Origin of the sequence: Clostridium sp. RTP31139st1_H3_RTP31139_211217, assembly GCF_040227035.1 — a bacterium.
GTDB classification, from domain to species: Bacteria; Bacillota; Clostridia; order Clostridiales; family Clostridiaceae; genus Clostridium; species Clostridium saudiense.
The window spans coordinates 1-26,441 of record NZ_JBCOAB010000031.1 but is presented as its reverse complement, the minus strand read 5'-3'; the positions used below and the strand labels follow the sequence as shown (position 1 = coordinate 26,441).

Sequence of the window (26,441 nt, the reverse complement as noted above, 5' to 3'; positions counted from 1 at the left end):
AGTTTTAATATCTTATAACATTATTCTATTTACAATTTCAGTAAAAACCTCACTTATTTATGGTATGGTTCTCCGTATCAATAGTAAGTGAGGTTTTTTATTATTTATACTAAAGAACTTAATTACACCAAACTACCTTGTTCTAACCAATTTTCAATAATTAAATTTAAACTAGAAGATCCAATACATTCTTTAAGTCTATCTTTATTTAGTTTCTCTAGCTCACTTATAACTAAAAATGCTAAATCGCCATTATCTATACTACTTAACATTTCTTTAAATAAATCCATTACATACCATCTATTATGATATAATCCAACTTCTCCAACACAGTATATTAATTTAGCCTTTATTTCATCATTATTAATTCCATAAAAAATCTCCTTAACTTTCATTCCTATACTATCTGTATAATTAAATGGCCATGATTGAGCTGTTATATTATCAACATAATTCTCAATAACTTGATAACCTAACTCCGCATCTTTATCTACTAAATCTATGATTATATCTTTAGGTAATTTCATAATCATTTCATGAATATTATCTTTCTCTTTCTCTAAATCTATTTTTGAAAGTATATTTATCAATTCTGGCAATAATTCATTGTAATCATCTGTTGTAACTATACTATCAATTATACTTCTTAAACTTTTTAAGCTTGTCCCCTGTATTATAATATCTATAGATGCATTAAAAGTATTTCTTAGCTCGCTAACTTTTTGAAATCTCTCATCTGGATTATTCATTAAACATTTCCTAACCACATATCTTAATCCTTTAGGTATTTTATTTACATCAACATTAATTCCTATTTCACCAGTTAGACATTCAAATAAAATTTTACCAATACTATAAATATCAGTTCTATGATCTATATGCTTTGCATCATTTAGTTGCTCAGGTGACATATAATAAAATGTTCCCATATACATTCCTGTCTTTGTTAATCTAGTTGTGTTTGAATCTACTTTTAATCCTAATCCAAAATCATTTATTACTAAATCTGAATCTGCATTAATTAAAATATTTTCTGGCTTTAAATCTCTATGATAAACACCTTCATTATGTAAGTATTCAATTCCATTAAATAAAGAATTAAATATTAACTTTAACCTCTCATAATCATCTTTTAATTCATCTAAAATTCCTTTTAAACTTTGCTTATATAATGGCATAACATAAAAAGGTTCATCACACTCTAAATTCTCAGTTATAACTTTTATTATATTAGGATGATTTAATATTTTTAATATCCTTACCTCCCTTTTAAATCTTTCTATAGCATTTTCATCTAAATTTTTCTTTAATTTTTTAACTGCATATATTATTTCACCTGCTTTTCCATCAATAACTCTTGCACTCTTATAGACATTACCATATCCTCCACTACCTATTTCATCATATAGATTAAATGTTGCCATAAAACCATTTCCCTTCTATAATTAAATATTTTAAAAATCAAATATTAGGTATGTTTGCTTTTTTTCACTCATAACCTCTTTGTTAATATTACTCTTATCACCGCTTCTCCTTATAATCTATGTTTTATAATTTATATACTATCATATATATTTATATAAATTTGTCTAAATTTGTCTATTATGCTTTATTTATGCTATTTTTTTGAACTCTTCTATTTATTCTAATTCTATATTACAATATCTAAATTCAATACACTCATTCCAATATTTCTTAACATAAAAGAAGAAGGAGCATCCTTTATAGATACTCCTTCTTCTTTACTTATATAATCTACTAACTTATCATTTATAGTTAAGTTTATTGAATCAACTTCTCTTAGATCATTAATTGTTATCTTAGAAATTATCATATGTAGTAACTTCTTTTTCTGCTCTCTTGACTCTTTACTATTTAACAGCCTACTGAAATTATCTAGTATACTTTTAATGAACTCATAAGATATTTCTTCACTTACATCATCAGCTAATGCAACTAATAAAGGTTCTTTTGACTCTTGTAATACTTTAGCTCTTTGATTTAGCTCATCTTTTCTAGTTAGAAATTCTTCTCTTGTTATTATGTCATCTTCGTATGCTTCAAAAATCTTTCTCTTTTTCTTATCTATGTTTTCTAGTTCCTTATCTATTCTTTCTAACTCACTCTTACTTGGATCTACTCTCTTTATTCTTTCCTTATTTATGTTTCTTACTATTGATTTAATCATTTCATCATTAGATAATACACTTGAAAGCTTATTGAACACATACTCATTAGCTTTCTCTACTCTTATAGTATTTGAATTGCATATACTTGTACCTTGATTTTTCCATGACCCACAACAATAATAAGCTATTCTTTTCTTAGTTCCATCTGCTAGTACATTAGTAGTTCTTGAAATAACCATACCAGATCCACACTTAGGACATTTTAATATTCCTGTTAATGGGTAAAATCCATCATATACTCTTGAAGGTTTACCAGATTTAGATTGAAGCATTACTTGAACTTTATCCCATGTATCATTATCAATTATAGCTTTATGAATTCCTTCTGCCACTATTGGCTCTGGATTGATGTTTCTTCTACGTTTTTCACTCCAATTCTGTCTAACATTGTACCTAACCTTTCCTATGTATACTGGATTCATTAAGATATCTCTAATTGAACCTTGTGAAAAATTGTTACCTTTTTTAGTCTTACACCCTAACTTATTTAATTTATTAGTAATTGCCTTATATCCTTTTCCACTAGCATACTCATTAAATATTATCCTTACTATTTCAGCTTCCTCCTTATTTATCTCTAGCCTTGATTTTCTTCTCTTATTATTTTCAGTACCTTCCATTGGTACTAAGTCATAGCCCAGAACACGGTTACCACACCATTCTCCTGATCTAGCCTTAGCACACATGGAAACTTTTACATTTTGAGAGATTGTCCCACGCTCAAACTCCCCAATCATTGCCATCATCTGCATTTGCATTCTTCCTACATGTGTAGTAGTTTCAAATGGCTCTGAATAAGACTTAAATGTAACATTATTTTTCTCTAGTAAATCCATTATTTTAAGTACATCTGCAAGCTTACGACTGATACGGTTTAGCTTCCAACTCACTACCATATCTACTTTTCTATCTTCTACATCTTTCAATAATGCTTTTAAAGCTGGTCTGTTCTTAATATTTTTACCACTTATTCCTCTATCCGAGTAACAATTAAAGACTTCTAATCCATTCTTGTTACACCAATCAATGAGCAATCTTTCTTGCTCATCTATACTGTACCCAGTTTCTGCCTGTTCTGTCGTACTTACACGACAGTAAATAGCTATTCTTGGAACTCTATTGATTCTTTTTATTAATTCCTGTATTGAATTATCCATTGTTACATAATTATTAATCATCTTACAACTCTCCCTCACTATTAAATTATCAAATTTATAATATATATCTATTAATTTAGATATTTTCTAAAACTAAATATTACTACCTATTATTATGTATTTCTCCAATTAATATTAAGAGTAAACTTTAAAGTTAGTCTCTTAATATTAATTGAATGTATTACTTTTATTTTAATCTTCCATAAAAGACATATAGAAATCAAACTCTAGCTTAAAACTTTCACTAATAAATCTATCTAGCTTTTCACATAAGAAACTTACATAGTGTTCTATATATTCATATATAGATACTAAAGAACTAAAGAATATTGTTTCTCCAGTAAATATATTAAATTTTACTTCGTTGCTATTTATATTAAAATTACTTACTTGAAAATGTAAGTAATTTTCTAGCTTATCAATATCTATATCATTAGATATTTCATTAACTGGAATAGTTAAAGTTATAGTATCACATCCCAATTGATTTCCCTTTTCCCACAATCCTCTATTTTCTACATCTAAACTCATATTAATTGATACATTTTCTTTCATTATTTTATTTATATTTATCATTTTTATCTCTCCTCAAGTTATAATTATCTAAATATAGGTACCCTAGTTTTTAACTAAAGTACCTATATAACCTCTAAAAGTTCATTAAGTCCTCTTCACTTGTAATTTCCTGCTGTGGAATAACTTCATTTGCTTTACTTCTTATATACTCCATGCTCATTTCTTTATTTTTCTCCATTTCTGAATACTTCTTTTCCTTTAACTTATTATCATAAGCTATGATAATCTCTCCTTCCTCAACATTATAGATATTAGTAACATTGATATATTCACCAGAATCCTTAACTTCATTTTCTAATTCTATTACTACTTCCTTACCTATTATTTCATTTTCATCAAATGCCTCACATTCATTGAATATATTAAAGCCTTCTGCTTTAATAGCCTTAATTAATTTATAAAATAAATATGTATTCCATGGTGCTATAAGCATATATTGTTTTACTTCTGTTCCATCCTCAAGCTCAAATGTTATGTATCCTTGTTTAAATACATTTCTTTTTATAGCCTTTCTACCATTTGATTGATAGCCTACTATTCTGCATTTCTTACATCCTACTTCTATTTCTGTAATTCTTCCATCTCTCTTTATAGTTGCCATGTTTATCTCTCCCTCTAATCTTATTGATTTTCAACTTTATTTATTGATGATATTCTTTCATCCAACTTATAAACCATTCACTATTCATTATCTCTTCTTGCTCTTTTAGTGTTACATCTTCTTCTCTTATACTTGCTGAATATTCTAATGCTAATCTCTCTAACTGACTATTAATGCTCACTATGTATTCCCCCTAAAATTATTTTAGTTTCACTAAGCATTGAACTTATTCGGATCAATGCTTAGTAGATTATTTAGTCTTCTTCTAACTCCTCTAGCTTTGAAGCTAGTATGTACAATCTTATCGTTTCTGTTATTGCATCAATTATGTCTTCTGTTGTTAATTCATTCATACTTATACCTCTCATTTAAACTATAGTTACTATTGCTACTACATGATTTTCATATCTAATGTACTTAACTTCTGAAAATGTAATTGAAGTTCTCGTACTAAAATCTAAGTCATATTTATCTACTATCTCTTTAACTACTCCTGCTGAATAGATAACTCCTTTTGTTTTTGAGTAATTAACCTTTAAATAATTCTCATTGTTAGGTAATTGTTCTCCTATAGCAATTTTTTCATCTGCGAATGAAATTACTACTCTTTTAGGATTACTTAGCTTATCCATCATCTCCTTTGCAAACATTAGCCTATTTACTGTTTCAGATTTTACTATTGATAGTATTCCAGAATCAGTTGTTCTCCAAGAACTTTGCTTTGCTTCTGATGCTTGGAATTCCTCTAATCCATTGTATTCTAATTCTACTTTCGGTTCTCTTGGCTTCCATATCTCTTCCTTTTTTACCGCCTTTTCTGTTCTCTCTTTCCCATCCACATCATTCTCCTGATTTTCTCTTGTCATTGCTTTTCCTGTTATTGATGGTGCTTGTCTTCTTTTTACTACTGCCATTGTTTTTATCTCCTTTTCTTCACATTATTTTTTCTTCCTCATTACCTTACTTGTCTTACTGGACTTTATTATGTATCTTTCTAGGATTCATTTTATGTATCTTTTCCATTGATTTATCTTAGTTGGACGTATGGACGCATATTTATCACCTCCTTTCTCTATCTAATTTCTTTTATTTAGAAAATCTCTTTTAGGAGATTTTCTAAATTTACTTAGTCCTTACGCCCTATTTATTGATTTATCTTTCTTGAATCCATTCCAACTTAATCCTAACTTAACCACCTAACTGTCCTGCTATCCTAGAGTCAGCTAAAGAAATTCTAAAATCTCCAATTATTCTTACCCCTGTATGGTATCTAAAAGCATTTGACTTTCCACTTCTACAGTCATAGCCTAATGATTTAGCGTACTCCTCAAACTTCTTCCAGAACTTTTGAACACTTATTTTAGCTTGTCCTTCCATTCCATTTGCTCTAGCCCATTCCCTGTAGGTGTTATAAATAATTTTATTATTCTCCTTATGAGTACTTTCACATTTAATAACACATTGCTCAAAGAATAATATCATTGGATTTAATTCCTTCTCATACTGTTTAAGTAAATCATTAGAACTTTTACACTCTGAGAATTTATAGTTATTTTCTTTAAGTCTTTTCAGTCCTTCTAATGCCCATAGGAATATAGCATCTAATTCACTTCTAAGCTTGTCCTTTAAATGCATATCTCTATCTTCTTCCTTTACTGTATTAGTAAAATGAAGCATACATAACCTTCTCATAAGTGCATATCCCCCATCATTTGTGTGAGGTAGATTATTAGTTGTAAACACTAATTTAACTGTAGGTTTAAAGTTAAATACAGGTTGATGCTTTTGTTCAGCATTTATATTATCTTCACCTACGATAGCCTTTAGGTATTGGGTATTAAAACTCCTACCATTGAATTCGTTTTCATTGCTGATGTTAGCTAGCTTCCCATATATACATACTCTTGAAAATGGTCTATGTAACTCATTCATTGCTATACTAGATATATTATCTTCACCTATTAACTCGCTAATGATGTCAATGAAGACCCCTTTTCCATTTTTGCCCAGTCCATATAGTATTAGTGCTTTTTGTGCTCTTGTTTCTGCTGTAAGTAAATATCCAGCCCATTCCTGTGCTAGATTTATTGCTTCCTCATCACCTAAAAAGCATTGACCTAAAAACTTCTTAAAATTAGGGCAATCTATATCTCTTTTTAGAGTTATCGGTAATTGAATACTACTATAGAATTCAGGCCTATGTTCAACTAATGTGAATGTCTCTAAATCAAACATTCCATTTAAAAGATTTATATATCTCTTATTAGCATTTAAGTCTCCACCGTAATAAACTATTCTCTTAAGAGCTTGTATATATTCATTTTCAATTTTCAAAGACCAGATATCATCAAAGTATGTATGTAACTTATTTCTTAACTTTTGGAATAAGTACATATCATCCAGCTTCTTCCACACTCCATCTTTATATACATAAAAATAATCTTTATTGTTGATTATCTTTAAGTTATCTGCTATGTATGAAGCAAACTTATTTGGACTAAAGCCTTTTACTTTTTCTGATTTAGGAGATATCTCTATCCCCATGTTTTCAATTTCTTTTAATTGTTCTTTTGAAAACATTTCTTCCCTCCTTACTTGTTAAGCAAAGTAAGGTAATGACTTTATGGGCTTATTTTAATATAAGTCATTTCTATTCACAAACGCTCAATTTAGCTATTTTTCGTCATCTAATCAAAAATACTTTTTTTCCCATTTTTACTTTATATGTATTTTATGTATTTATTTTTAATTTAAGTATTAATTATCCTTGCCAGGACTTCCTTGCTTAAAAATTTTAAGATTTTTTATGCCTAGAATTCCTAGTCTCCTTTTTTTTGTTTTTTTGTATATTAATTACATATATTTCAATATAATTGAATTGATAATCTATATCAATTATGAACGAACTCTCTTTTTCGTAAACATAAAAAAATTATAATTTTAATAAAAAAAATAAAGTCTTTTCCTACATAAATAGGCTAAGACTTTATCTTTTTTTACTGGATTTCAACTAACTCTTCATTAGAATACAATTTATAATTAGCTAATATAGTGTGGTCATCGAACTTTATCCAGTCTTTATCCTTTGCTACAACATCAAAGTACTTTTTACCATTATCATCAGTTTTTAAATCTGATGTTATTTCATAAAAATTACGACTGTTTCCATTATCATTATTTAATTTGTCTATTATTTTTTGTGCTACTTCTTTTGAAAAATTATTTTCTTGATTTTCCTTCTTACTTTGTTCTTCTTGCTCATTTTTTATTTTCTCTTCTTCATCTTGCTTCTTCTGTTCTTCTTTTCTCTCTTCTTTCACTTGTTCACTATATAATTCCATTGCTTGTACATGTAAATCGTACATAGTGTTTTTATCTTTTTGCTCTATATGTTGCCACTCTGATGTTTCTTCACTTAACTCCATAGCTTCTTTGTAATTACCTTTATCTATTAAACCTTTTACTTCATCAATTTTTAATTTAAATTCTTCCCTAACTTTCTTTGTAAATAATAATTCTTCTCTTAAATTATCTACATCTTCTTTTAACTTATTATATTTTTTATAACTATTATCAATTTCATCAAGATACTTTAATCCTGCTTCTAAATTTGCTGTTTGAGCATTTTGATAACTATTAACTATATTCCATAACTTATCTATTTTTTTATTATTACCATCAACTACTGTATACAATAACTCTCTAGCTTTTTCATAATTACCTTCATTAATAGCTATTTCTGCATTCTTTATAACCATTTTTGCTTCATTATTATTTTTACCTATTAATCCAATTATAAATAATACAACAACTACCACTATACCTATTAATATTTTTTTACTCTTCATTATTAACCTTCTCCTCTCCTCCTAATGTATTATTTTTACCTTTAACCTTTGAATAAATAAATATTGCTATACTTCCTAATACCCCAATAACTACAACTAATTTTATTAGAAACCATAATACAGAAAACAATCCCCCAACTATTCCACTTAAAAAATTAACAATAAATGCTGCTACTATAACACATCCAAGCCATTCTCCAATTAAAGCTCCCCAACCAAAATACCAGCATTCAAATATTGTATTTATTCCTATAAATATTCCTGTACCTATAAGTAATGTAAATACTAAAGCTATAGTTGATACAATCCCTCCTACATCAAAAACATTCATTAATTTTCATCCCCTCTTGATACTATTTTATTTTTATTTATTATTGCTTGAACCCATCTCTCAGAATAGTCAAGTTCTTTAGCTAATTGCCTTACATTCTTTCCATTATAATTTTCTTTTAAATATCTAATTACATATTCCATTGAATATAGCTTTTTAGGAAAATTAAATTGCTGACCCCTAAATACACTATGTATTTCTCTTGTAACCCTTTCTCCCATATGCTCAAAGATGGTCGAATATACTCCATTAAAATGCTCCTTTCTTATATCCATATATTAACTTCACCTCCTATAAAAAATAATAACTACTTTAAAATGATTATTCATGCGAATAAATCATTGAAAAATTCATTAAAAACTTACTAATAATTAAGTTAAAATTTAATATAAAAAGAGTTAATGCTTCTTTCATTAGAAACATTAACTCTTTATCAAATTTATAATATATATCTGAACATATCAGTTAAAACAGTTAATTTGTTTTTTTTATTTATGTTTTTCTTTTTGAATGCTACTCTTATTCACATTTTATGAAATCCCTGTTTTTTGATATGTTATTGTTGTTTTTTGATCTATTACTCTTTATTGGTATATAGATTTTTTATCTATTTACTCCACTTAAAGTTTGTATTACATTTTGATTTATTAATCTTTAATTACTGGATATTATATTCATTAATTATCAATTCTTTTTATCATTATATCTGATTAATTATCTATTATTATAATTCTTATATTATACTGAATATTTATTTACTTCTTTCTTCTATTCTTTATTGTTATCTTTCTATTTATTAATTTCTTTTTATTGTTTTTAATTGAAATAGATTTTTTATTAATCTATTTCAATCCTTATTTTCTATTAAGACCTTAGCCCCCCTATCCCCCCGTTGCCCTTTCCCGGTACCGAGTTCCCTATTTCCAAGTTCCATTATTTATATGTTTTATCTTTTGGATTCTTTTTATTTTTTAGTGAAATTAGCTTTTCTTCCAACTTCAACATCTCATAGTATTTCATGCCTTGATCTACTAGTTTACATAGTTATGAATCTATTATTTACTGATTTTTCTTTATTCATTACTAGATTATTATTAAAACATTCGATTTATCCTCTCTTTGCGTTTTTTCATTCCTATTACTACATTTCTTCACCTTTTCTAAAATCTCTGTTTTCTGATGTGTTATCGTTGCTTTTAGGACATATTTATCTAGATTACCTACTCAACTTTTTCTACTTCATCTTTCTTTGTAGTTAAGTTACATCTTCTACATTATACTTTCAATCTTTTTCTTACAGAAAATATCGTCACTATCGTTACATCAACACTCCTATTACAACGATATTTTCCAGTAGTTTATTATTGTTATAAAAAAATTAGCTTATTCTTATAATATCATCACAATTAATTTATTATTTTATTTATCGTGATGATATTATATTTCATACTACTTCTTAGTTGTTGCTTCTATTGAAGTAGCTACAACTGTTAGTATTGTTCCAACTACTTTTATTACTGTTACTATATCCATGACTTTCTCCTCCTATCTCTTATACGTATATATGTATGAGTAACTATCTTTTACCGGTATTAACTTTATTACATACTTCCCTTCTTCAAGCTCTATGTATACTAGAGTTTCTTTATCATAACCTGTACCATTACATATCTCTACAACTTTATTGAAATCTTCTACTAATGTGAATTGAATATAATTAAGTTCTTGTTGTAACTTCTTTAGATCTATTTCTCTTCTATTATTCAATTCAATTATTAAATCTCTAGGATTCCATTGGTTAGATAATCTTCCATCATAGAAGTCGAACCTCATTACTCCAAGAAGTTCTTTACTATCATAATTAAAATATTTTTCTTTGCTTAGTTTATTTATCATTTACTTGAACCTCCTTCAATTAGTATTCTGATGGAAAAAGCATTGTAGAATATTCTCCACTATCTATTACATACACCTTAATCTCATCATCTAGCTGAACATCTTCTAGCTCTATTTCATATGTGCATGAGTATTCAGGAACTTCTTGACTTTGCTTTATTACAATCTTATTTCCTTCTTTTCTTAGATTGAAAACCTGTAAGTAATCCAGTTCAACATTTCCTTCATCTTTTAGCTTATCAATCATGCTCCACATTATTAGTTGTAACCTTATATCTACTTCATCATTTACACCTCTAGTTACATATCTATTATCTTTCTTGAACATCTTTATTTCTCCCCTTATTATTAGTTTTCATCTTTATCTAAAAAGCAAAAAGGCTATACCTTATTAACTAAGATATAACCTCTTAACAATCTATTTCAGAATATAAATATTTATTATATTCATCTTCATATATGGTTTCTGGAGCAAGTCCTAATAGTTCTTCAATATTACTTCCTCTAATTAAGTCATCTATTACATCTTCCTTACTAGTTTTCTCTATCCAATATTCAACTAATGAATCTTTATCTATTAATGAATCAACATAAATCGCATCATCAAGCAACTCATCTAATAGCTCTTTTGCAACATCTTTTAGATTAGCTGAACTTTTATAAATTATGCTATAATCATCAATCATTATATAACCTTGTTCATCTAACTCATTACACCAATTAATAACATGACCTATTGATAATTCTTCTAACCCATTACCTTTTAGATTTTGGTACATAGAAATTATCCTGTCATCAACTTCATTTTCTCCAATATCTTTTGCTATCTTTACTGACATATTCCAATCATTTAAAAATTCCTCTTTTAGTTCTTCATTACTTATGCTGTTTATTAAATTTTCTATACTTGTTATTTCTTCTGTTGTTATACTCTTATATTTATCTAATACATTCTTAATTTCTCTTATTATATATTGCTGAATTATTGAAGAAACTTCTTCATTAACTGCAATGAATACATTATCTTTATTAAACATTTATACTCCCTCTTTCTATACTTTTATTTAAATGTAAAAAGTCTTAATCACTATACTTGTAGTAATTAAGACTTTTAGATTTTATTTATTTCTTGTTTTAACATTTCAATGAATCCTTCTGAAAATACTTTCTCTCTTATTGACTCTTTTATTAACTCTATTAGCTCTAGTTCTGTTACATCAAGACTTCTTGGAATGTATGTTTCATCACCTCTTCTAGTAGCTTTGTAAACACAGAATCTTACTTCATCTCTCTTTAGTTCTTTGATGTAGATTTTCTCTATTGAGTATGTGTATTCTCCTGCTCCAACTTTTCCTTGGCTTTTTATCTTGCAGTACTTAGTTTCCTTGATTATCTTTTCTTCACTCTTCTTACTCACATTAATTCTACCTCCTTATCTTATTCCAGTAGGAACTTAGAAAGTTCTTCAGTAGTTACTACTACTATTGAAAAATCACTTGAAAGCAAAAATAGTGAAAAAGTCCAATTAACTTCTTCACTACATTCAATGATATCAGTATATTCTGGTACTAGACCTTTTAATTTTTCTTGCTTAAATATTTCGATATCTACTATATTTTCTGCTACAAGTACATATCCACCTAAGTCATTATATATATTTCTATTTTGTCCATAATTATCATCTAGAATTTCTATAATTTCATATATACTATCTATAACTTCTTCTGGATAATTTATAACTTTTCTTAATTGCTCCTTACTAAATATCTTTATCATTTATAAAACCTCCTAAAATTTAAAAGAAGTTGTTAATAATATAATTCTATTAACAACCTCTTTCAAAAATATAATATATATTTATTTTAATTATAAAAATTTAATCTATTATCTACTAACCTATCTTACAATAGTCAATATATTCTTTAATTTGTTCTATTATCATATTTTTTGAATATTGCTCCATGTAATTCCAATCAGGTTTATTATTTTCATCTACTGGTAACATAATTACTTCTCTGTTAATTCTTTTATCATTTATTTCTCTGTTAAAATTATATTTTTCTTGCAATCTAGAAATAATAGGTAGCATAAATAAATACATATACTCTGTTAAATCTTTATTTTTCAATTTAGTTATATGGTCACTAGCAACAAATTCATATGGATGATAAAATGCTTTACCTACAGTTCCACTATTAGCAATAGAGATACACTTTTCATATATTCGTACTTTCTCAGAATTTGAAATAAAATTATCCACACCATTATTTTCTCCTGACGAAGATATATATGGTCTATTTCCAGATAATTGATTAGCTTTAGTTAATCTCTTACCTCGTTTTATTTCTGAAAATATATCTCTAAAATAAAACGACTTCCATACTTTTTCGTCTAACTTTGGAATTTCTTTATACACTATTGATTTCAGTTTATACTCTGCATATTTTTTATATTCATTTAATTGTTTTACCTCAAGTTGTTTAATATACTCTTCCATAAACTTATAATCAGGATTACCTTCCCAATCTACCGGCAAAAGAATTATTAAACTATCAGTATTATCACAACAATTGTTACCATAAGAAAATTTAACTGCCTGACTATTTATCAAAGGACAAATAAATTTTAAAATTTCTTTATTACATGCCTCTCCTATAAATTCTAAAGCTTTAACTCTAGTTCCAATATAAAAGTCAACACCTTGCACATGTGCATAGAAATTCCCCCTATCTGCTAGACTTATAGTTCTATTACAATCAAACTTTCTCTTTCCCTTAATTTCCTTTGTATATGTAGCCACTCCATTATTATTTATACTATGACTTATTACTGGAATCTCACCTTTTTCTAACCTAGAAAGAATCATATCTCCCCCAGTATATATATTAAACAAACTTCCAAGTTCAAAGCTTTTCCATTCTCTTTCTTGTAAATTTATCACTCTTTATCACTCCTAAATAAATACCCTTTTCCGTGACTTATCATATTAAATTCAAAAGTTAAATAATCTGCTATACTATTTTTAAATTCATCATAATTTGGTATTTCATCATTATAATAATAATACGAATGTAGCCATTCATCCTTAGCCTCAACTGTAGTTTCTACCATAAATTTAGTTGGATAGTTTGTTATCTTTCCAAACCAACAATCAAGAAGATAAGCTTTTCTATCCTTTGCCCTCTCTGTTTCTACTAATCCAATATGCTTTTTCACCTCAAATCCATCATCTTCAAAGTTTATAAATTTTACCTTTTTATCTTTTGGATGTGGTTCTCTTGCCGTAAAAATTGCAATACACGGAACTGTTCCAACTCTATAAAAAGTATTTTTATTTAAACTAATAACACCTTCAAGCGTATGTTCACTAAATATGTCCTCCTTTACTAATTTATCTTCAGCTGTCTTACCAGTCATTGTTGAATTAGGTACAATAACAGCACACCTTGCCCCTTCGGTCATACTATTTAATAGTTGCCTAATATAACATAACTCCGAAAGATGTGCTGTTTCCTTATTTTTAGCCTGTGAATAAGGCGGATTCATTAATCCTACAGTAAATTGCTTCAATTGTAGCTCAGCACAATCTTGCTCTAAAAAGTTTTCACAAATTAGATTAGATTGACCATCTCCCCTAAGAATCATATTTGTTGTAGCTATTGCAAACATATCATCTCGTATTTCTATTCCATATATTTGCTTCTTCTTTATACTTTTTCTCTTATTATTGTCTTTTGCTTGTTCCAACATATGATGCATTCCAGCTACCAAAAATGACCCAGTACCACAACAAGGGTCAAATATTACATCATCTTTTGTCACTTCCAATAACTCGCAAAATAATTTTGTAATATGACTTGGAGTTAATACAACCCCTAAACTTTGACCATCCCCCCCTGAGTAAGAAACAAATTCACCATAAAACCTACCCAAATAGTCTTCTGCTGAACTTGTTGAAATTATTGTTTTAAAAATATTTTTATTTATAAATTCAGCATAAAACTTAAGAGGTGTCTTTCCTAACTCAGCATTCACAGTATTAAGTTGAGGTCTATCTTTTATTAATGTAAACTGATGCATTATTCTATCTTTCTTTGTTTCTGGAGAAACATTTGCACGTTTAATATTTGATTTTAACTTTTCATATAATTTATCTCCATCGCTATTACCAGCTAAAGTATCTCCTATTAAACTATCTAATGAAAATCCATATTCTTGCTCTCTCAACGCAAGTAAAATAGCTGAAACAACTAACGGTTTCTCATCTTCACCTAATCCTCCATAATTCCTTAAATATTCATGCAGTTCCTTAGCTTTTTTTAAAATATCATTTAATTCAATATCTTCTGGTGGAGTTTCTTCTAATACTATTCTTTTATAATAATTCTCAATATTTACTTCATTAAAATTTTCAAAGGTCTCCACTTCTGGTAATTCCTTATATCCTGAATTATCAACAAAAATAGGTTTAATAATATGATGTTTTTCATCCCCAGAATTTCCAAACGCAAAAACCTTTTTATAACTAGTTCCATCTAAAATCTTTTTTGCATAAAATACTGCTCCGTTCATAGCATATTTTTGTGTTGCCTCTACACTAAAACTTAATGTTCCATCTTCATCATTTAGCCTATGAAATCTACGGTCTTTTTTATCCTCCATTACTAATACATAATCCTTAACTACAGCAACAAACTCCGGATAGCCCTCATTACCTAATTGATTTTTAGATGCAGTTTTAAGCGCTCTATCAATATCAATTAATCTACTCCCTTGTGTATCAACATTTATTTTTGCTTCTTTTAATAAATCATATATAAACAAATCAAAATTAGCTTCCTTTTTAGCCATATATATCCTCCCAATAATAAACTTATCAACTCATAAACTATTAATTTACTTAGATATTATTATATAAAACTTATAGTTTATAATCAATTTATTACATTTTTATTTACCACAAGGCTGTTTACAATTTCAGTAAAAACCTCCTTTACTTATGGTACGGTTCATTCTTCATTATTCTAAAAGCTCTATAAATTTGTTCCAATAACATTACCCTAAACAACTGATGTGGGAAAGTCATCTTAGAAAAACATATCTTATAATTTGCTCTCTTTATTACATCCTGAGATAATCCAAGACTACCACCTATAACAAAAGTTATGTTCGAATTACCCATAACCCCTTGAGTCTCAATAAACCTTGAGAACTCCTCAGAGGTCATTTGTTTAGCATTTAAATCCATTGCTATAACAAACATATTATCCTTTATCTTAGATAAAATAAGCTGTCCTTCCTTATCCTTAATTTGAAGCTCTTCCTTTTCAGATGCATTATCAGGAGTTTTTTCATCTGGAAGTTCTATAATATCAATTTTACAATACCTAGTTAATCTCTTAGAGTATTCATCAATAGCCTGCTTCAAATACTTTTCCTTTAGCTTTCCTACAGAAATAACTGTTATATTCATCACTTTCTCCTCCTAAGTAAAATATTTCAAAACCTATTTATTATTCCTTGAAAGTATCAACATCAACAATAGTAGTATCCTTACTTATATACGTACTCTTAGGTATCAATACATTCAAAGTATCATTTTTAAAAACAGCCCTAATTCCACTAGGATCTGCATTTTCTACATAATAATCCTCATTTATATCTCCACCAGCTTGAACTACAGCTACAGCTATATTCTGGTTATTACTATAAAACATATTTCTCTTAACTTGTAAAGTAATATAATTATTATCATACTCCAAGTTAATATTCTCTTTCTTAGTCCCAGGCAAATAACATTGAATAGTATACCCCCTCTTATGCTCTTTAAATTGTACCTCAACCGGGGCCATATTATCTATATTTTTCACTAAATTATCCATAAAATCACTATTAACAATATTATTTACAACATTATCTACAATATTATCAATTACATCCATATTATTAGCTATAGTATTAAATGTAGTCGAAAATATATATGGAAATATATTAAGCATATAAGCACCTCCAAATAAATAATTGTACTATTATAATTTATTTATCTAGCTTGCTATTTGACACTAAATCATTCTTTCATTAATACAAAAAAGAGCTTTGATATCAAAGCTCTTTTAAACTAAGTAGAAATTACTTTCCACAACATTTCTTATATTTTTTTCCGCTTCCGCATGGGCAAGCATCGTTTCTTCCAACTTTGTTTTCATTTCTTACGCTGCAAGATTCTCTGTATTGCTTTTGAATTTCTTTTCTCTTTTCAGGTGAGAATATAGCATCCCATTGTGGTAAGTTATATAAATATTCAGCCTTAGCTTCTAACATATTAAAGAATAGTTTTTCTAAGTTTATATCTAATACTAATTCATCATTTGAGTTTAAAGCTTCTAAATCATATTGATTATTTAAACTATCATTGATTCCATCAACGAATCCCATTATGAATTCTTCTGAAGTTTCATACTTCTTAGCAAAATCTGCAATTGTAATCTTCATAGCTTCTTTGCTATTAGCTAATAAATCCTTATATATAGCAGTTTCAATCTTAGTATATTCATTCCAGAAAGCTGCTTCACCTTTAGTCTTAACGTATTCTACGACCATATCTGTCCATTGTTTATATAAACTCATATTCATTTCTCCTCTTTCTTCTCTTACGATTATATAAAAATTATACTAAATATTATGTACATTTTTCAACATATAATATTAAGCCATTTTGACTTCATACTTAGCTTCTTTTTCGCAATATGTACATTTGTATCCTGTAATTTCATTAATTACAGGATATGTTTCTTTGCCATCTATAACTTCATCCATTGCTTCATCCATATGTTCTTCACATGCATATAATTTTTCCATACTTTTCACCTTCTACTTTAATAAATTAATTTTTTATAAAGTAATAAATTCACTTGGATTATGCCTATTGGCTAAACTTAAATCTAAATCTGAACCAACCTTAATACCATTAGCAGTTAGTATATCTCTTACTGTAAGCTCTGCTAACTCCGGAGTATTATTAGTATTGCTTAAATGACCTAATATAATATTTTTTCCTAAGCCATTTTTTAATATCTTAACAATTGCTTCTCCACAATCTTCATTAGATAAATGACCATATGCTTCTTTTATCCTTTGCTTCAAGCTATAAGGGTATGGACCAAAGTCTAGCATTCCAGGATTATAATTGCTTTCAATTAAAATAACATCTGAATCTTTGATATTATCTTCAATCTCCTTTGTAAAAGTCCCAAAATCAGTTGCTACACTCGCCCTCTTATCATTAAGATTAATTGTATATCCTACTGGTGCTGCCGCATCATGGGGAATAATAAAGGATTTAACTTCTATATCCTTTATTGAAACTACAGATCTTCTATCCATAACCTTTATATTATGCTCTTTTATCTTTCCAATGGTTCTTTCCATTTCGACCCAAGTATCTTGTGGTGCATAAATAGGTATATCATATTTTCTAGATAAAACTCCTACACCTTTAATGTGATCGATATGCTCATGAGTTATAAAAATTCCATCTAATTCACTTGGATTTTGCCCAATTTGCTTTAACGCTTCATCTATTTTCTTTCCAGGTAATCCAGCATCAATTAAAATTTTAGCCTTTTCTGAACCTACAAAAATACTATTTCCACTACTTCCACTATATAATGAGCAAAAATTCATTTAAAATTCCCCCAAGCTTATTTTTCTATTCTTCTTATATCTGCGCCTAGTGCTCTGAATTTATCTTCAATATGAGGGTATCCTCTATCAATATGTTCTATTTCAGAAATTTCAGTTTCTCCTTTAGCAACTAAACCAGCTATAACCATAGCTGCTCCAGCTCTTAAGTCTGTAGCTACAACTTTAGCTCCATTTAATGAATCAACACCATCTATGATAGCAGTTCTTCCTTCAACCTTTATTTCAGCACCCATTTTCTTTAATTCATCAGTATGCTTGTGCCTGTTTTCCCAAATGCTTTCTGCAATTAAACTTCTTCCAGCAGTAATGCTTAATAAAGTTGACATAGGTTGTTGTACATCTGTTGGGAACCCTGGATATGGTGCAGTCTTAACACTAACACCCTTTAAAGGTTTATCAACAGTAACTCTTACGCTATCGTCACCTTCTTCAACTATAGCTCCCATTTCCATAAGTTTAGCTGAAATAGACTCTAAATGTTTTGGAATTACATTCTTTATAGTTATATCTCCCTTTGTAGCAGCTGCTGCTATCATGAAAGTTCCAGCTTCAATTTGGTCTGGTATAACACTATAATTACATCCTACTAATTTCTTAACTCCTCTTACTCTTATAACATCTGTTCCAGCACCTTTAACATCAGCACCCATAGTATTTAAGAAGTTAGCCACATCTACTACATGTGGTTCTTTAGCAACATTTTCTAATACAGTTGTTCCTTCTGCCATAGTTGCTGCAATCATTACATTTATTGTAGCTCCAACTGAAACTACATCGAAGAAAATATTTGCTGCATGTAAATTTTCAGCGTTAACACTTACAGCTCCATGTTCTATAACAACTTCAGCTCCTAAAGCTTCAAATCCTTTTATATGTTGATCTATAGGTCTTACCCCTATAGGACATCCCCCTGGAAGTTCAACTTTAGCTTTTTTAAATCTTGCTAATAACGCCCCTATAAAATAATATGACGCTCTCATTCTTCTTACATCTTCAGTACATGCATTAACTGTTGTAATATCTGAAGCATCAATTTCTAACGTATTACTATTTAATTTATTTACTCTACATCCTAAACTAGCTAATATTCTTTCTAAACAATGTACATCTTCTATATCTGGTATATTATCAATAATACATCTTCCTTCGCTAGCTAAAATAGCTGCCGGCAAAATAGCAACTGCTGCATTCTTAGCTCCGTTAATTTCTACAGCTCCTTGCAATGCTTTGCCTCCATTAATGATTAATGTTTCCATCCTATTCACCCTTATCCAAATTTATATATATATTAATTTATCCTATAATATAAAAATTTATCCATTTTTTGTTTTATAAGGTATTTTTTAAAATTTTCCCTTATATTTTTTAGTCAACACTATTGATTATAACATAAAGTATGCATGAGTTAATAGGGTTTTTTCTTCCAAAATCCCTTATTTTTAAACTTTACCATGAGTTATTAGCAAATATATAAATTGTCAATTTAAGTTTATATATGATATAATTTAATATAAAAGTATCATACAAAATTTAACTTGTGAGGTTATAACATGAAATATTATTTGGTAGCATTATTTGATGATGTATCTTATAAAAACTTAAGTCCGATTCAAAGAAGTTTGTCAAAAAGATTTAGAGCAAATAGGAACTCTCCTATCCCATATATACCCTTAGAGGTTATAGAAAATCCTAATATAGATAAACTAAATACTGTAATGGATAAAATTCTAAAGCCATATAAAAATTTTAAAGTAGAGCTGTCATCAACTGTAACACTTTGCGATTCAAATAAAACTCTCAACTTAAAAATTGAAAACATAGGATATATAAAAAAAATAGATAGATTAATTGCTGATAACTTAAAACTTTATGGTTTTAATATAAAAGGTGGAAATGATGAATTACATCTTTCTTTAGCTAATATAAATTATCTAAATAAGGATAATAAGAAATTTGATTCAGTTGTTGAGTATAAACCTAGCATCTCAACATTAAAGGTTAATAGAATTGAACTTTGGAAAATTTCTAATAATCGTAGAGAAACTTTAATTCAAACATATCCCTTAAAAACAATTTAATATATTTTTTTGTGAATTTAAGGGGCATTTTCTTTAAAATGCTCCTTTTTTTATTGAAACGTATTAAAATCATAATTGAAATTTTATTTTTTTGTATTCGTTTACTGACCTTTTCAAGAATTAATAATTTCTGTAAAATATATTATATTAATCCTAGTAGACAGGGAGGACACTTATGAACATTTTACCAATTGTGGAATTACAAAAAGAAAAAAAACATGGACTTTTAATTAATAAAGATCTCTCACAATACAAATTATGGGCAAGGAAGCATCTTGAACTTCAAGTAAAATTAAGCTCACTTGCAGAAGAAACTAAGTGTTATAAATACTGGATAGATGACGGCTTAAATTTAAATAAAGAAACTGTATTTATCAAATATGCTGATTTTCTTACACATGTGATCAACTTAGGTATAGATAAGCATTATATTGAAAATTATGAAGTATTACTTAGACCTAACGATTATTGCTTAAGCGATCAATTCTTAAATCTATATATAGATATTAATGATCTAATAATCTCACCTTCTACAGATCACTTCTTTACCCTACTAGAAGATTCTCTTAGTCTTGGAGTAACTTTAGGATATTCAGAGGAAGAAATTTTCAACTCTTTTATATATTAATCCTTTAAAGCATTATGATGTATTTTTTATTACATCTAATGCTTTTTTTATTACAATAAATTTTAATATATTATTGTCTATTTAGGAATACTATACCTGGAGGTGATAATTTTGTTTGGATTAATAGGTGCTATAATCTCAGGTATTTCTATGAGTCTTCAGGGTGTTTTTAATACTAGACTAAGTGAAAAGATAGGCACATGGGAAACAAATACATTTGTTCAGGCTACTGGACTTATTTTATCCTTAATAATACTTTTTTTCTTTAAAGATGGCACATTTAAGGAAATCAAATCAACTAATAAACTCTACTTACTTGGCGGAGTCCTAGGAGTTATAATAACATTTACAGTTATGTTAAGTATGAAATCATTAGGTGTAACCGTCGGAACAGCTGTTATTCTAGTAGCTCAAATATCCGCATCTGCCTTAATTGATGCCTTTGGACTATTTGGCACAGAAAAAGTTCCATTTTCATTTCATGAGATACTTGGAATAGCCATAATGATAGCTGGAATTGTATTATTTAAATGGAAGTTTTAAATTTATTATATTAACAAAAAGCTCCTAAATCATATACTATAGTAATGTGAATAATTTTAGGAGTTTTTTATGTTCTCTTCAACTAAAAAACTAGATCCTAATCTTAAATTTCTTTTAGCATCTAGTAGTATAAAAGATTATCGTATTTTAATACAATATAGAAACTTTCCAGATTCAATTTCAAAAAAAATACGCTCATATCATGGCAATGTTATAAGAAGAATTGAATCTTGTAATATAATATGTGCTCAATTAAAAGCAAGCTCAATACAATTATTATTAGAATATCCAGAGGTTAAATATATTTGCTTAGACCAATACTTTACTTTATGTGGTATGAGTATATCAACTGCAAATAAGATAAGATTATCTTCTAAATTAGCTATATATGGACGTGGTGTTAGCGTAGGTGTTATTGATTCCGGTGTATATCCACACCGTGACTTAACTTACCCATTTAATAGAATCAATACTTTTGTTGATTTAATTAATGATTTACCTTATCCATATGATGATAACGGACATGGAACTTGTACTTGTGGAATAATTGCCGGTAATGGATTAGCCTCTAATAAAATATATACAGGAGTTGCTCCTGAAGTTACTATCCATTGCTTTAAGGCATTTGATAAATTGGGTAAAGGATATGTTTCTGATATTTTATTTTCTCTAGAAGAATTAATTACTATGAGTGATAAATATAATATAAAAGTTATTTGTCTTCCTTTTGAAAGCTTATACTATAATAAGTTTATTTTTACACTTTTTGATTCTCTATTGAAAATAGCAAAACTTCAATCAATAGTTTGCATACTTCCTAGTGGAAGTAACAGAAATGCTGATGGATCAATTACAGGCATTGCATTAAGTAATAATTGTATAACAGTTTCTGGAATAGATACAACATCATCAACTATAAGATCCTATGAATATTCATCTTGTGGTGCAATAAAGAAAGATACAAAGCCTAATTTTTGTGCTGCATGTGTGGATGTAGTATCCTTGAATTCAAATACCGCATATATATCTTATAAAAATAATTCTAGAATACATGCTCCTAAATTAGATACTTCATACAAAAGCTTTACTGGTACATCAATATCTGCTGCATATGTAGCTGGCCTTTGCGCCCTTTTATTTGAACGTAATCCTAATTTTACATTTGATGATATTTTATCATTACTCAAAGTAGCTGCAGTGCCATTAGACCTTCCTAAAAATCAACAAGGTGAAGGCAAAATAGATATAACTAAAGTATTACAGCAATAAAAAAAACACCGCTGATTGGTGTTTTTTTTATTACTTTATATATTTACTTGGATCAACAGGTTCATTATTTATTCTAAGTTCAAAATGCAAGTGTGGCCCTGTACTATTACCAGTGCTTCCAATCGCTCCAATTATATCTCCTTGTTTTACCATTTCCCCTACATTAACATATATGTTACTTAAATGAGCATAATACGTCTTCATATTATTACTGTGCTCTAATACAATTAAATTTCCATATCCGCCGTTATTATATCCAGCTTGAATTACCTTTCCTTCTAATGAAGCATTAACATCTGCCCCTAGACTTTTTGCTATATCTATTCCTTTATGAATAGAAGCCTTTCTAACTTCTCCAAATAAGGAACTTATATAACCGCCCTCAGTTGGTCTTGATAAAAATGCTATCCCCGCTTCATAAGGACTTTTAATCCCCTTCTTAACCACAGTATTTACTACAGGAGTAATTATCTCCTGCTTTATAGTAGTTTCCTCTGCTTTATTTAACCCATAGTACGTTATCTCTTTATATAGTAAATTCTTACCCTCTACCCCCTTAATAGTTTCTGATTCCCCAGCTAATAATTCATTAGTTTCTTCTGTAACTATTTCAGGTTCTACAGTTTCTGTTTCTGTTAAACTAACTTTAAACTTAAGCCCTGATAAGTCATTATTTATAACTTCTGCATTATATACTTCTCTAGCAATTTCTCCACTTTCACTTAAATTTGATATCCTATTCTTTTCTGTATTTGAACTAATTACCCCTAAAACCTCTATGTGATTTATATTATTTACATCTAATCCAAGTTCTTTTACATAAGAATTACAAATTTCTTCTAGAACTAAATATTTATCTTCTATTGATGAATAAAAACAAACTGTACTATCTGATAGTTTAATAGTATGACCTTGCAAGTTAATATTTTTTATTGTGCTTGAATTATTTTTAAATACGCTTACCGCACTTAATTTTTCTTCATTATTATTATCATTAAGTTCATCATCAGTATTGACTATATTTTTCTCATATATATCATTGCTTTCTGCATTAATATTTTTACCTGGTAGTATAAACATAAAACTAATAAGTATAACCGCTACTAAAACTAGTATTTTCAACAGTATACTTATGTTATTCTGCTTACTCAAGTCCATTTTTTATTTCCTCCTAATTGCTAATTTTTTTAAGCACATCACTTACTTTTCCCCTCTTTTATAAATTTATACATTTTTCTGTATAAATTGTTATGTTGAGGGTTAACTTCGCCTTTGTTATAATAAATTTAATGCGTACTATGAATAAGCTTTTTTGTTTATAATTATAGTTGATTACGTTAATTAATATATAGACTGATTAAGTTTAAATTCTAATCAATCTTAAGAAAGGTCGATAAAAATTATGAGCACTTTTATGCTAAAAAATAACTCATCAAATTTTACTCCAGTAAGTAATGTGTTTATTGAAAAATACATGCCAAAAGCTCGTGGGGAATTTATTAAAGTTTATCTGCTAATGTTAAAATATAATAACTCTGGTGAAATGGGTGCAAATTCAACAATACTAGCCTCATCATTAAACTTACTAGAATCTGATATATTAAATGCTCTAAACTATTGGCATGACGAAGGTGTGTTAAGACTTATACCAATAGATAAAATGGGGAATTACAATGTTGAATTTATAGATTTAGTTGAAGATTCAAAGTCAAAAAATAAAGAGATTAATTTACTTGAAGCATTAAATAAAACTTCAACAAAAGATATGCTAAATGATATTGAACGCTTATTAGGCAGACCACTGTCCCCTAAAGAAATGACTACTTATCTAAGTTGGCAAGATGAATTTAATTTTTCGTCTGAATTAATTCTCATATTATTAGAATACTGCGTTTCTCGTGGTAAAAGTGACTATAGATATATAGAAAAAGTAGCTATTGCTTGGCACGACATGAATATTACTACTATTGATGATGCACAAAACTATATAAAGAAGACTGAAGATAAATGGGTAAAAATTCGTCATATATTAAACTATTTAGGAATTAAAAATCCTGAATTAATGAAACCACAAGAGGAAATGTTAGAAAAATGGATAATTGATTATGCTTTTCCTTTAGAGGTAATAGAGAAGGCTTGTAATATTTGTTTCCAAAGATTAAATCGTTCTGACTTTAAATATATTGATGGTATTTTATCAAGTTGGAATAAAAATAATTTAAAAACTTTAGCTGATATTGAGAAAAAAGAAGCTAATTATAAATCATCACAAGCTAATAGGAACTTTAACTCCTCTAGGTCTCAAGAAGTTAATCCTCTTAAATTTAATAACTTTGAGGCTCGCGAATATGACTATGATTCATTAGAAAAGAAATTGTTAGGATGGGATAAAGATGATTAAAGGTTACCAAGCAGAACTTATGGATATGTACGAAAAGACTCGTACTGAAGAAAACCGTAAATTAGCAAAAAGGCGTGAAGAAATTAAAAATAAATACCCTGAAATATTAGAATTAGATACGACTATCCAAAAACTTTGTTTAAATTTATCTATGGCTGCATTAAAAGGAATTACTGATCCAAATGATTTAAATAATATTAGAGATGAAATTACTGACTTAAGAGCAAAGAAGTATGAAATGCTTGTATCTCACGGATATAGTCCTGATTATTTAAATTTACATTATAATTGTCCAAAATGTAAAGATACTGGATTCATAGGAATAGAAAAATGCTCTTGTTTTAAAACTAAATTAATTAAACTTTATTATAAAGATTCAGAATTAGAAGAAGCAGTTAAAACTAATAATTTTAGAAACTTTAATATTAATTTATATCCTAATCATAAATTAAATGATGAAAGATATACACCTCGTAAAAATATAGAAGATATATTAGAGTATATAACTGGCGAATACTTGCCAAACTTTAAAAATACTAATACTAATCTTTTGTTCTATGGTAATTCTGGAACCGGTAAAACATTTTTATCTTGGTGTATTGCTAAAGAATTATTAGATAGAGGTTTTCTAGTAGTATATAAAACATCTGATGACCTTTTACGTGCATTGAAGGATATAAAGTTTAATAATGACACGGACTTAGAAAATCTTCTTATTAATTGCGACTTATTAATTATAGATGATTTAGGTTCAGAGCAAATTACTGATTTTTCATCTACAGAATTATTTACATTAATTAATAAAAAAATATTAAAAAATAAAAAAATGCTTATATCTACAAATTTGAGTTTACCTCTAATTTCAAAAAGATATAGCGAAAGAATATCATCTAGAATAATTGGTGAATTTAAGCTATTTAAATTTTTCGCAGAAGATATAAGAATTCAACTTAACTTAAAAAGACAAAAATAAAATCTACTGTTTAATGAATTTTCAAATTTCAACTCTGCTAAATAAATTTACACACTAAAATAATTAAAAGGAATCTATGAAATTTAGATTCCTTTTAATTATTATTTTTTTATGTAATTTTAAAATATCAATTTTATTTTAAAAACAAAAAAACTCCACTTTTGTGGAGTTTTGGAGCTTCATGTCGGAGTCGAACCAACAACCTGCTGATTACAAGTCAGCTGCTCTGCCATTGAGCCAATGAAGC

At 28.0% G+C, this 26,441-nt stretch carries 30 protein-coding genes and 1 tRNA gene; 6 read left to right on the top strand and 25 right to left on the bottom strand.

Features of this window, described 5'->3' with window-relative positions; genetic code table 11:
• Positions 1–122 precede the first annotated feature (122 nt).
• From ABUA17_RS12825 to murA, 23 genes are all read right to left on the bottom strand, one after another.
• Entirely contained in the window at positions 123–1,424 is a 1,302-nt protein-coding gene (locus tag ABUA17_RS12825) for a serine/threonine-protein kinase (RefSeq protein WP_283715655.1), read from the bottom strand.
• Between the two features lie 227 nt (positions 1,425–1,651).
• On the bottom strand, positions 1,652–3,346 hold the full coding sequence (locus ABUA17_RS12820) for a recombinase family protein (RefSeq protein WP_433913795.1): 1,695 nt from the start codon (positions 3,344–3,346) through the stop codon (positions 1,652–1,654).
• Positions 3,347–3,538: 192 nt separating this feature from the next.
• Positions 3,539–3,922 carry a hypothetical protein gene (locus ABUA17_RS12815; RefSeq protein WP_349818027.1) on the bottom strand — a complete coding sequence of 128 codons (384 nt, stop codon included), beginning with the start codon at positions 3,920–3,922 and terminating at the stop codon, positions 3,539–3,541.
• 73 nt (positions 3,923–3,995) lie between these two features.
• Positions 3,996–4,523 carry a hypothetical protein gene (locus ABUA17_RS12810; RefSeq protein WP_195989497.1) on the bottom strand — a complete coding sequence of 176 codons (528 nt, stop codon included), beginning with the start codon at positions 4,521–4,523 and terminating at the stop codon, positions 3,996–3,998.
• A gap of 40 nt (positions 4,524–4,563) precedes the next feature.
• Positions 4,564–4,704 carry a hypothetical protein gene (locus tag ABUA17_RS12805; RefSeq protein WP_156327490.1) on the bottom strand — a complete coding sequence of 47 codons (141 nt, stop codon included), beginning with the start codon at positions 4,702–4,704 and terminating at the stop codon, positions 4,564–4,566.
• Between the two features lie 187 nt (positions 4,705–4,891).
• A complete protein-coding gene (locus ABUA17_RS12800) occupies positions 4,892–5,437 on the bottom strand; it encodes a hypothetical protein (protein ID WP_349818026.1) in 546 nt (181 codons plus the stop codon).
• A 274-nt stretch (positions 5,438–5,711) separates the two neighbouring features.
• A complete protein-coding gene (locus ABUA17_RS12795) occupies positions 5,712–7,103 on the bottom strand; it encodes a DNA primase family protein (protein WP_302782742.1) in 1,392 nt (463 codons plus the stop codon).
• Between the two features lie 416 nt (positions 7,104–7,519).
• Positions 7,520–8,371: a hypothetical protein gene (locus ABUA17_RS12790; RefSeq protein ID WP_154840601.1), complete on the bottom strand. Its 852-nt coding sequence runs from the start codon at positions 8,369–8,371 to the stop codon at positions 7,520–7,522.
• On the bottom strand, positions 8,361–8,702 hold the full coding sequence (locus tag ABUA17_RS12785) for a hypothetical protein (RefSeq protein WP_154840600.1): 342 nt from the start codon (positions 8,700–8,702) through the stop codon (positions 8,361–8,363). Before ABUA17_RS12785 ends, ABUA17_RS12790 begins: the two co-directional genes overlap by 11 nt.
• Positions 8,702–8,977, bottom strand: a complete 276-nt coding sequence (locus ABUA17_RS12780; RefSeq protein ID WP_055277849.1) for a Mor transcription activator family protein — start codon at positions 8,975–8,977, stop codon at positions 8,702–8,704. Before ABUA17_RS12780 ends, ABUA17_RS12785 begins: the two co-directional genes overlap by 1 nt.
• A 1,270-nt stretch (positions 8,978–10,247) precedes the next feature.
• On the bottom strand, positions 10,248–10,598 hold the full coding sequence (locus ABUA17_RS12775) for a hypothetical protein (RefSeq protein ID WP_271806443.1): 351 nt from the start codon (positions 10,596–10,598) through the stop codon (positions 10,248–10,250).
• A 19-nt stretch (positions 10,599–10,617) separates the two neighbouring features.
• Positions 10,618–10,926 carry a DUF960 family protein gene (locus ABUA17_RS12770; RefSeq protein ID WP_349818025.1) on the bottom strand — a complete coding sequence of 103 codons (309 nt, stop codon included), beginning with the start codon at positions 10,924–10,926 and terminating at the stop codon, positions 10,618–10,620.
• A gap of 82 nt (positions 10,927–11,008) precedes the next feature.
• Positions 11,009–11,635, bottom strand: a complete 627-nt coding sequence (locus tag ABUA17_RS12765; protein ID WP_349818024.1) for a hypothetical protein — start codon at positions 11,633–11,635, stop codon at positions 11,009–11,011.
• Positions 11,636–11,709: 74 nt separating this feature from the next.
• Positions 11,710–12,015, bottom strand: coding sequence for a hypothetical protein (locus ABUA17_RS12760; RefSeq protein ID WP_271806440.1), 306 nt, complete (start codon positions 12,013–12,015; stop codon positions 11,710–11,712).
• A gap of 20 nt (positions 12,016–12,035) precedes the next feature.
• A complete protein-coding gene (locus ABUA17_RS12755; protein ID WP_316325917.1) occupies positions 12,036–12,374 on the bottom strand; it encodes a hypothetical protein in 339 nt (112 codons plus the stop codon).
• Between the two features lie 115 nt (positions 12,375–12,489).
• Positions 12,490–13,539, bottom strand: coding sequence for a restriction endonuclease subunit S (locus ABUA17_RS12750; protein WP_271806438.1), 1,050 nt, complete (start codon positions 13,537–13,539; stop codon positions 12,490–12,492).
• A complete protein-coding gene (locus ABUA17_RS12745; protein WP_271806437.1) occupies positions 13,536–15,449 on the bottom strand; it encodes an HsdM family class I SAM-dependent methyltransferase in 1,914 nt (637 codons plus the stop codon). Before ABUA17_RS12745 ends, ABUA17_RS12750 begins: the two co-directional genes overlap by 4 nt.
• Positions 15,450–15,591: 142 nt before the next feature.
• Positions 15,592–16,071 (bottom strand): 23S rRNA (pseudouridine(1915)-N(3))-methyltransferase RlmH, encoded by a 480-nt coding sequence (gene rlmH, locus ABUA17_RS12740; protein ID WP_042397323.1) that lies wholly within the window; start codon positions 16,069–16,071, stop codon positions 15,592–15,594.
• Positions 16,072–16,111: 40 nt separating this feature from the next.
• A complete protein-coding gene (locus ABUA17_RS12735; protein ID WP_042397321.1) occupies positions 16,112–16,597 on the bottom strand; it encodes an Hsp20 family protein in 486 nt (161 codons plus the stop codon).
• A gap of 130 nt (positions 16,598–16,727) precedes the next feature.
• Positions 16,728–17,225 (bottom strand): SEC-C metal-binding domain-containing protein, encoded by a 498-nt coding sequence (locus ABUA17_RS12730; protein ID WP_042397318.1) that lies wholly within the window; start codon positions 17,223–17,225, stop codon positions 16,728–16,730.
• A 78-nt stretch (positions 17,226–17,303) separates the two neighbouring features.
• Positions 17,304–17,456, bottom strand: a complete 153-nt coding sequence (locus ABUA17_RS12725) for a CxxH/CxxC protein (RefSeq protein ID WP_070098843.1) — start codon at positions 17,454–17,456, stop codon at positions 17,304–17,306.
• Between the two features lie 33 nt (positions 17,457–17,489).
• Positions 17,490–18,281, bottom strand: coding sequence for an MBL fold metallo-hydrolase (locus tag ABUA17_RS12720; protein ID WP_042397313.1), 792 nt, complete (start codon positions 18,279–18,281; stop codon positions 17,490–17,492).
• A 17-nt stretch (positions 18,282–18,298) separates the two neighbouring features.
• Positions 18,299–19,558 (bottom strand): UDP-N-acetylglucosamine 1-carboxyvinyltransferase, encoded by a 1,260-nt coding sequence (gene murA / locus ABUA17_RS12715; RefSeq protein WP_055277913.1) that lies wholly within the window; start codon positions 19,556–19,558, stop codon positions 18,299–18,301.
• A 294-nt stretch (positions 19,559–19,852) separates the two neighbouring features.
• On the opposite strand from murA, the gene ABUA17_RS12710 reads away from it, so the two are divergent.
• The 4 genes from ABUA17_RS12710 (at position 19,853) to ABUA17_RS12695 (ending at position 22,820) form a co-directional block, all read left to right on the top strand.
• On the top strand, positions 19,853–20,380 hold the full coding sequence (locus ABUA17_RS12710; protein WP_042397308.1) for a hypothetical protein: 528 nt from the start codon (positions 19,853–19,855) through the stop codon (positions 20,378–20,380).
• 175 nt (positions 20,381–20,555) lie between these two features.
• On the top strand, positions 20,556–21,008 hold the full coding sequence (locus ABUA17_RS12705; RefSeq protein WP_042397303.1) for a dUTP diphosphatase: 453 nt from the start codon (positions 20,556–20,558) through the stop codon (positions 21,006–21,008).
• 111 nt (positions 21,009–21,119) lie between these two features.
• Positions 21,120–21,551, top strand: coding sequence for a DMT family transporter (locus ABUA17_RS12700; protein WP_042397300.1), 432 nt, complete (start codon positions 21,120–21,122; stop codon positions 21,549–21,551).
• Between the two features lie 69 nt (positions 21,552–21,620).
• Positions 21,621–22,820, top strand: coding sequence for a S8 family serine peptidase (locus ABUA17_RS12695; protein ID WP_042397299.1), 1,200 nt, complete (start codon positions 21,621–21,623; stop codon positions 22,818–22,820).
• A 30-nt stretch (positions 22,821–22,850) separates the two neighbouring features.
• Here the strand turns inward: ABUA17_RS12695 and ABUA17_RS12690 are convergent, their stop codons facing one another.
• Positions 22,851–23,978, bottom strand: a complete 1,128-nt coding sequence (locus ABUA17_RS12690; RefSeq protein ID WP_154821351.1) for a peptidoglycan DD-metalloendopeptidase family protein — start codon at positions 23,976–23,978, stop codon at positions 22,851–22,853.
• A gap of 244 nt (positions 23,979–24,222) precedes the next feature.
• Between ABUA17_RS12690 and ABUA17_RS12685 the strand changes: the two genes are divergently transcribed.
• Positions 24,223–25,221 (top strand): DnaD domain protein, encoded by a 999-nt coding sequence (locus tag ABUA17_RS12685; RefSeq protein WP_042397293.1) that lies wholly within the window; start codon positions 24,223–24,225, stop codon positions 25,219–25,221.
• Positions 25,214–26,194: an ATP-binding protein gene (locus ABUA17_RS12680; RefSeq protein ID WP_042397291.1), complete on the top strand. Its 981-nt coding sequence runs from the start codon at positions 25,214–25,216 to the stop codon at positions 26,192–26,194. The genes ABUA17_RS12685 and ABUA17_RS12680 overlap by 8 nt, the downstream gene beginning before the upstream one ends.
• Positions 26,195–26,366: 172 nt before the next feature.
• Here the strand turns inward: ABUA17_RS12680 and ABUA17_RS12675 are convergent.
• A tRNA-Thr gene (locus tag ABUA17_RS12675) sits at positions 26,367–26,441 on the bottom strand.

What these genes read in the sequence shown, in the direction of transcription:
- ABUA17_RS12825 (WP_283715655.1), bottom strand. Translation starts at nt 1,424, where the DNA reads ATGGCAACATTTAATCTATATGATGAAATAGGTAGTGGAGGATATGGT.
- ABUA17_RS12820 (WP_433913795.1), bottom strand. Translation starts at nt 3,346, where the DNA reads ATGGATAATTCAATACAGGAATTAATAAAAAGAATCAATAGAGTTCCA.
- ABUA17_RS12815 (WP_349818027.1), bottom strand. Translation starts at nt 3,922, where the DNA reads ATGATAAATATAAATAAAATAATGAAAGAAAATGTATCAATTAATATG.
- ABUA17_RS12810 (WP_195989497.1), bottom strand. Translation starts at nt 4,523, where the DNA reads ATGGCAACTATAAAGAGAGATGGAAGAATTACAGAAATAGAAGTAGGA.
- ABUA17_RS12800 (WP_349818026.1), bottom strand. Translation starts at nt 5,437, where the DNA reads ATGGCAGTAGTAAAAAGAAGACAAGCACCATCAATAACAGGAAAAGCA.
- ABUA17_RS12795 (WP_302782742.1), bottom strand. Translation starts at nt 7,103, where the DNA reads ATGTTTTCAAAAGAACAATTAAAAGAAATTGAAAACATGGGGATAGAG.
- ABUA17_RS12790 (WP_154840601.1), bottom strand. Translation starts at nt 8,371, where the DNA reads ATGAAGAGTAAAAAAATATTAATAGGTATAGTGGTAGTTGTTGTATTA.
- ABUA17_RS12785 (WP_154840600.1), bottom strand. Translation starts at nt 8,702, where the DNA reads ATGAATGTTTTTGATGTAGGAGGGATTGTATCAACTATAGCTTTAGTA.
- ABUA17_RS12780 (WP_055277849.1), bottom strand. Translation starts at nt 8,977, where the DNA reads ATGGATATAAGAAAGGAGCATTTTAATGGAGTATATTCGACCATCTTT.
- ABUA17_RS12775 (WP_271806443.1), bottom strand. Translation starts at nt 10,598, where the DNA reads ATGATAAATAAACTAAGCAAAGAAAAATATTTTAATTATGATAGTAAA.
- ABUA17_RS12770 (WP_349818025.1), bottom strand. Translation starts at nt 10,926, where the DNA reads ATGTTCAAGAAAGATAATAGATATGTAACTAGAGGTGTAAATGATGAA.
- ABUA17_RS12765 (WP_349818024.1), bottom strand. Translation starts at nt 11,635, where the DNA reads ATGTTTAATAAAGATAATGTATTCATTGCAGTTAATGAAGAAGTTTCT.
- ABUA17_RS12755 (WP_316325917.1), bottom strand. Translation starts at nt 12,374, where the DNA reads ATGATAAAGATATTTAGTAAGGAGCAATTAAGAAAAGTTATAAATTAT.
- ABUA17_RS12745 (WP_271806437.1), bottom strand. Translation starts at nt 15,449, where the DNA reads ATGGCTAAAAAGGAAGCTAATTTTGATTTGTTTATATATGATTTATTA.
- rlmH (WP_042397323.1), bottom strand. Translation starts at nt 16,071, where the DNA reads ATGAATATAACAGTTATTTCTGTAGGAAAGCTAAAGGAAAAGTATTTG.
- ABUA17_RS12735 (WP_042397321.1), bottom strand. Translation starts at nt 16,597, where the DNA reads ATGCTTAATATATTTCCATATATATTTTCGACTACATTTAATACTATA.
- ABUA17_RS12730 (WP_042397318.1), bottom strand. Translation starts at nt 17,225, where the DNA reads ATGAGTTTATATAAACAATGGACAGATATGGTCGTAGAATACGTTAAG.
- ABUA17_RS12725 (WP_070098843.1), bottom strand. Translation starts at nt 17,456, where the DNA reads ATGGAAAAATTATATGCATGTGAAGAACATATGGATGAAGCAATGGAT.
- ABUA17_RS12720 (WP_042397313.1), bottom strand. Translation starts at nt 18,281, where the DNA reads ATGAATTTTTGCTCATTATATAGTGGAAGTAGTGGAAATAGTATTTTT.
- murA (WP_055277913.1), bottom strand. Translation starts at nt 19,558, where the DNA reads ATGGAAACATTAATCATTAATGGAGGCAAAGCATTGCAAGGAGCTGTA.
- ABUA17_RS12710 (WP_042397308.1), top strand. Translation starts at nt 19,853, where the DNA reads ATGAAATATTATTTGGTAGCATTATTTGATGATGTATCTTATAAAAAC.
- ABUA17_RS12705 (WP_042397303.1), top strand. Translation starts at nt 20,556, where the DNA reads ATGAACATTTTACCAATTGTGGAATTACAAAAAGAAAAAAAACATGGA.
- ABUA17_RS12695 (WP_042397299.1), top strand. Translation starts at nt 21,621, where the DNA reads ATGTTCTCTTCAACTAAAAAACTAGATCCTAATCTTAAATTTCTTTTA.
- ABUA17_RS12690 (WP_154821351.1), bottom strand. Translation starts at nt 23,978, where the DNA reads ATGGACTTGAGTAAGCAGAATAACATAAGTATACTGTTGAAAATACTA.
- ABUA17_RS12685 (WP_042397293.1), top strand. Translation starts at nt 24,223, where the DNA reads ATGAGCACTTTTATGCTAAAAAATAACTCATCAAATTTTACTCCAGTA.
- ABUA17_RS12680 (WP_042397291.1), top strand. Translation starts at nt 25,214, where the DNA reads ATGATTAAAGGTTACCAAGCAGAACTTATGGATATGTACGAAAAGACT.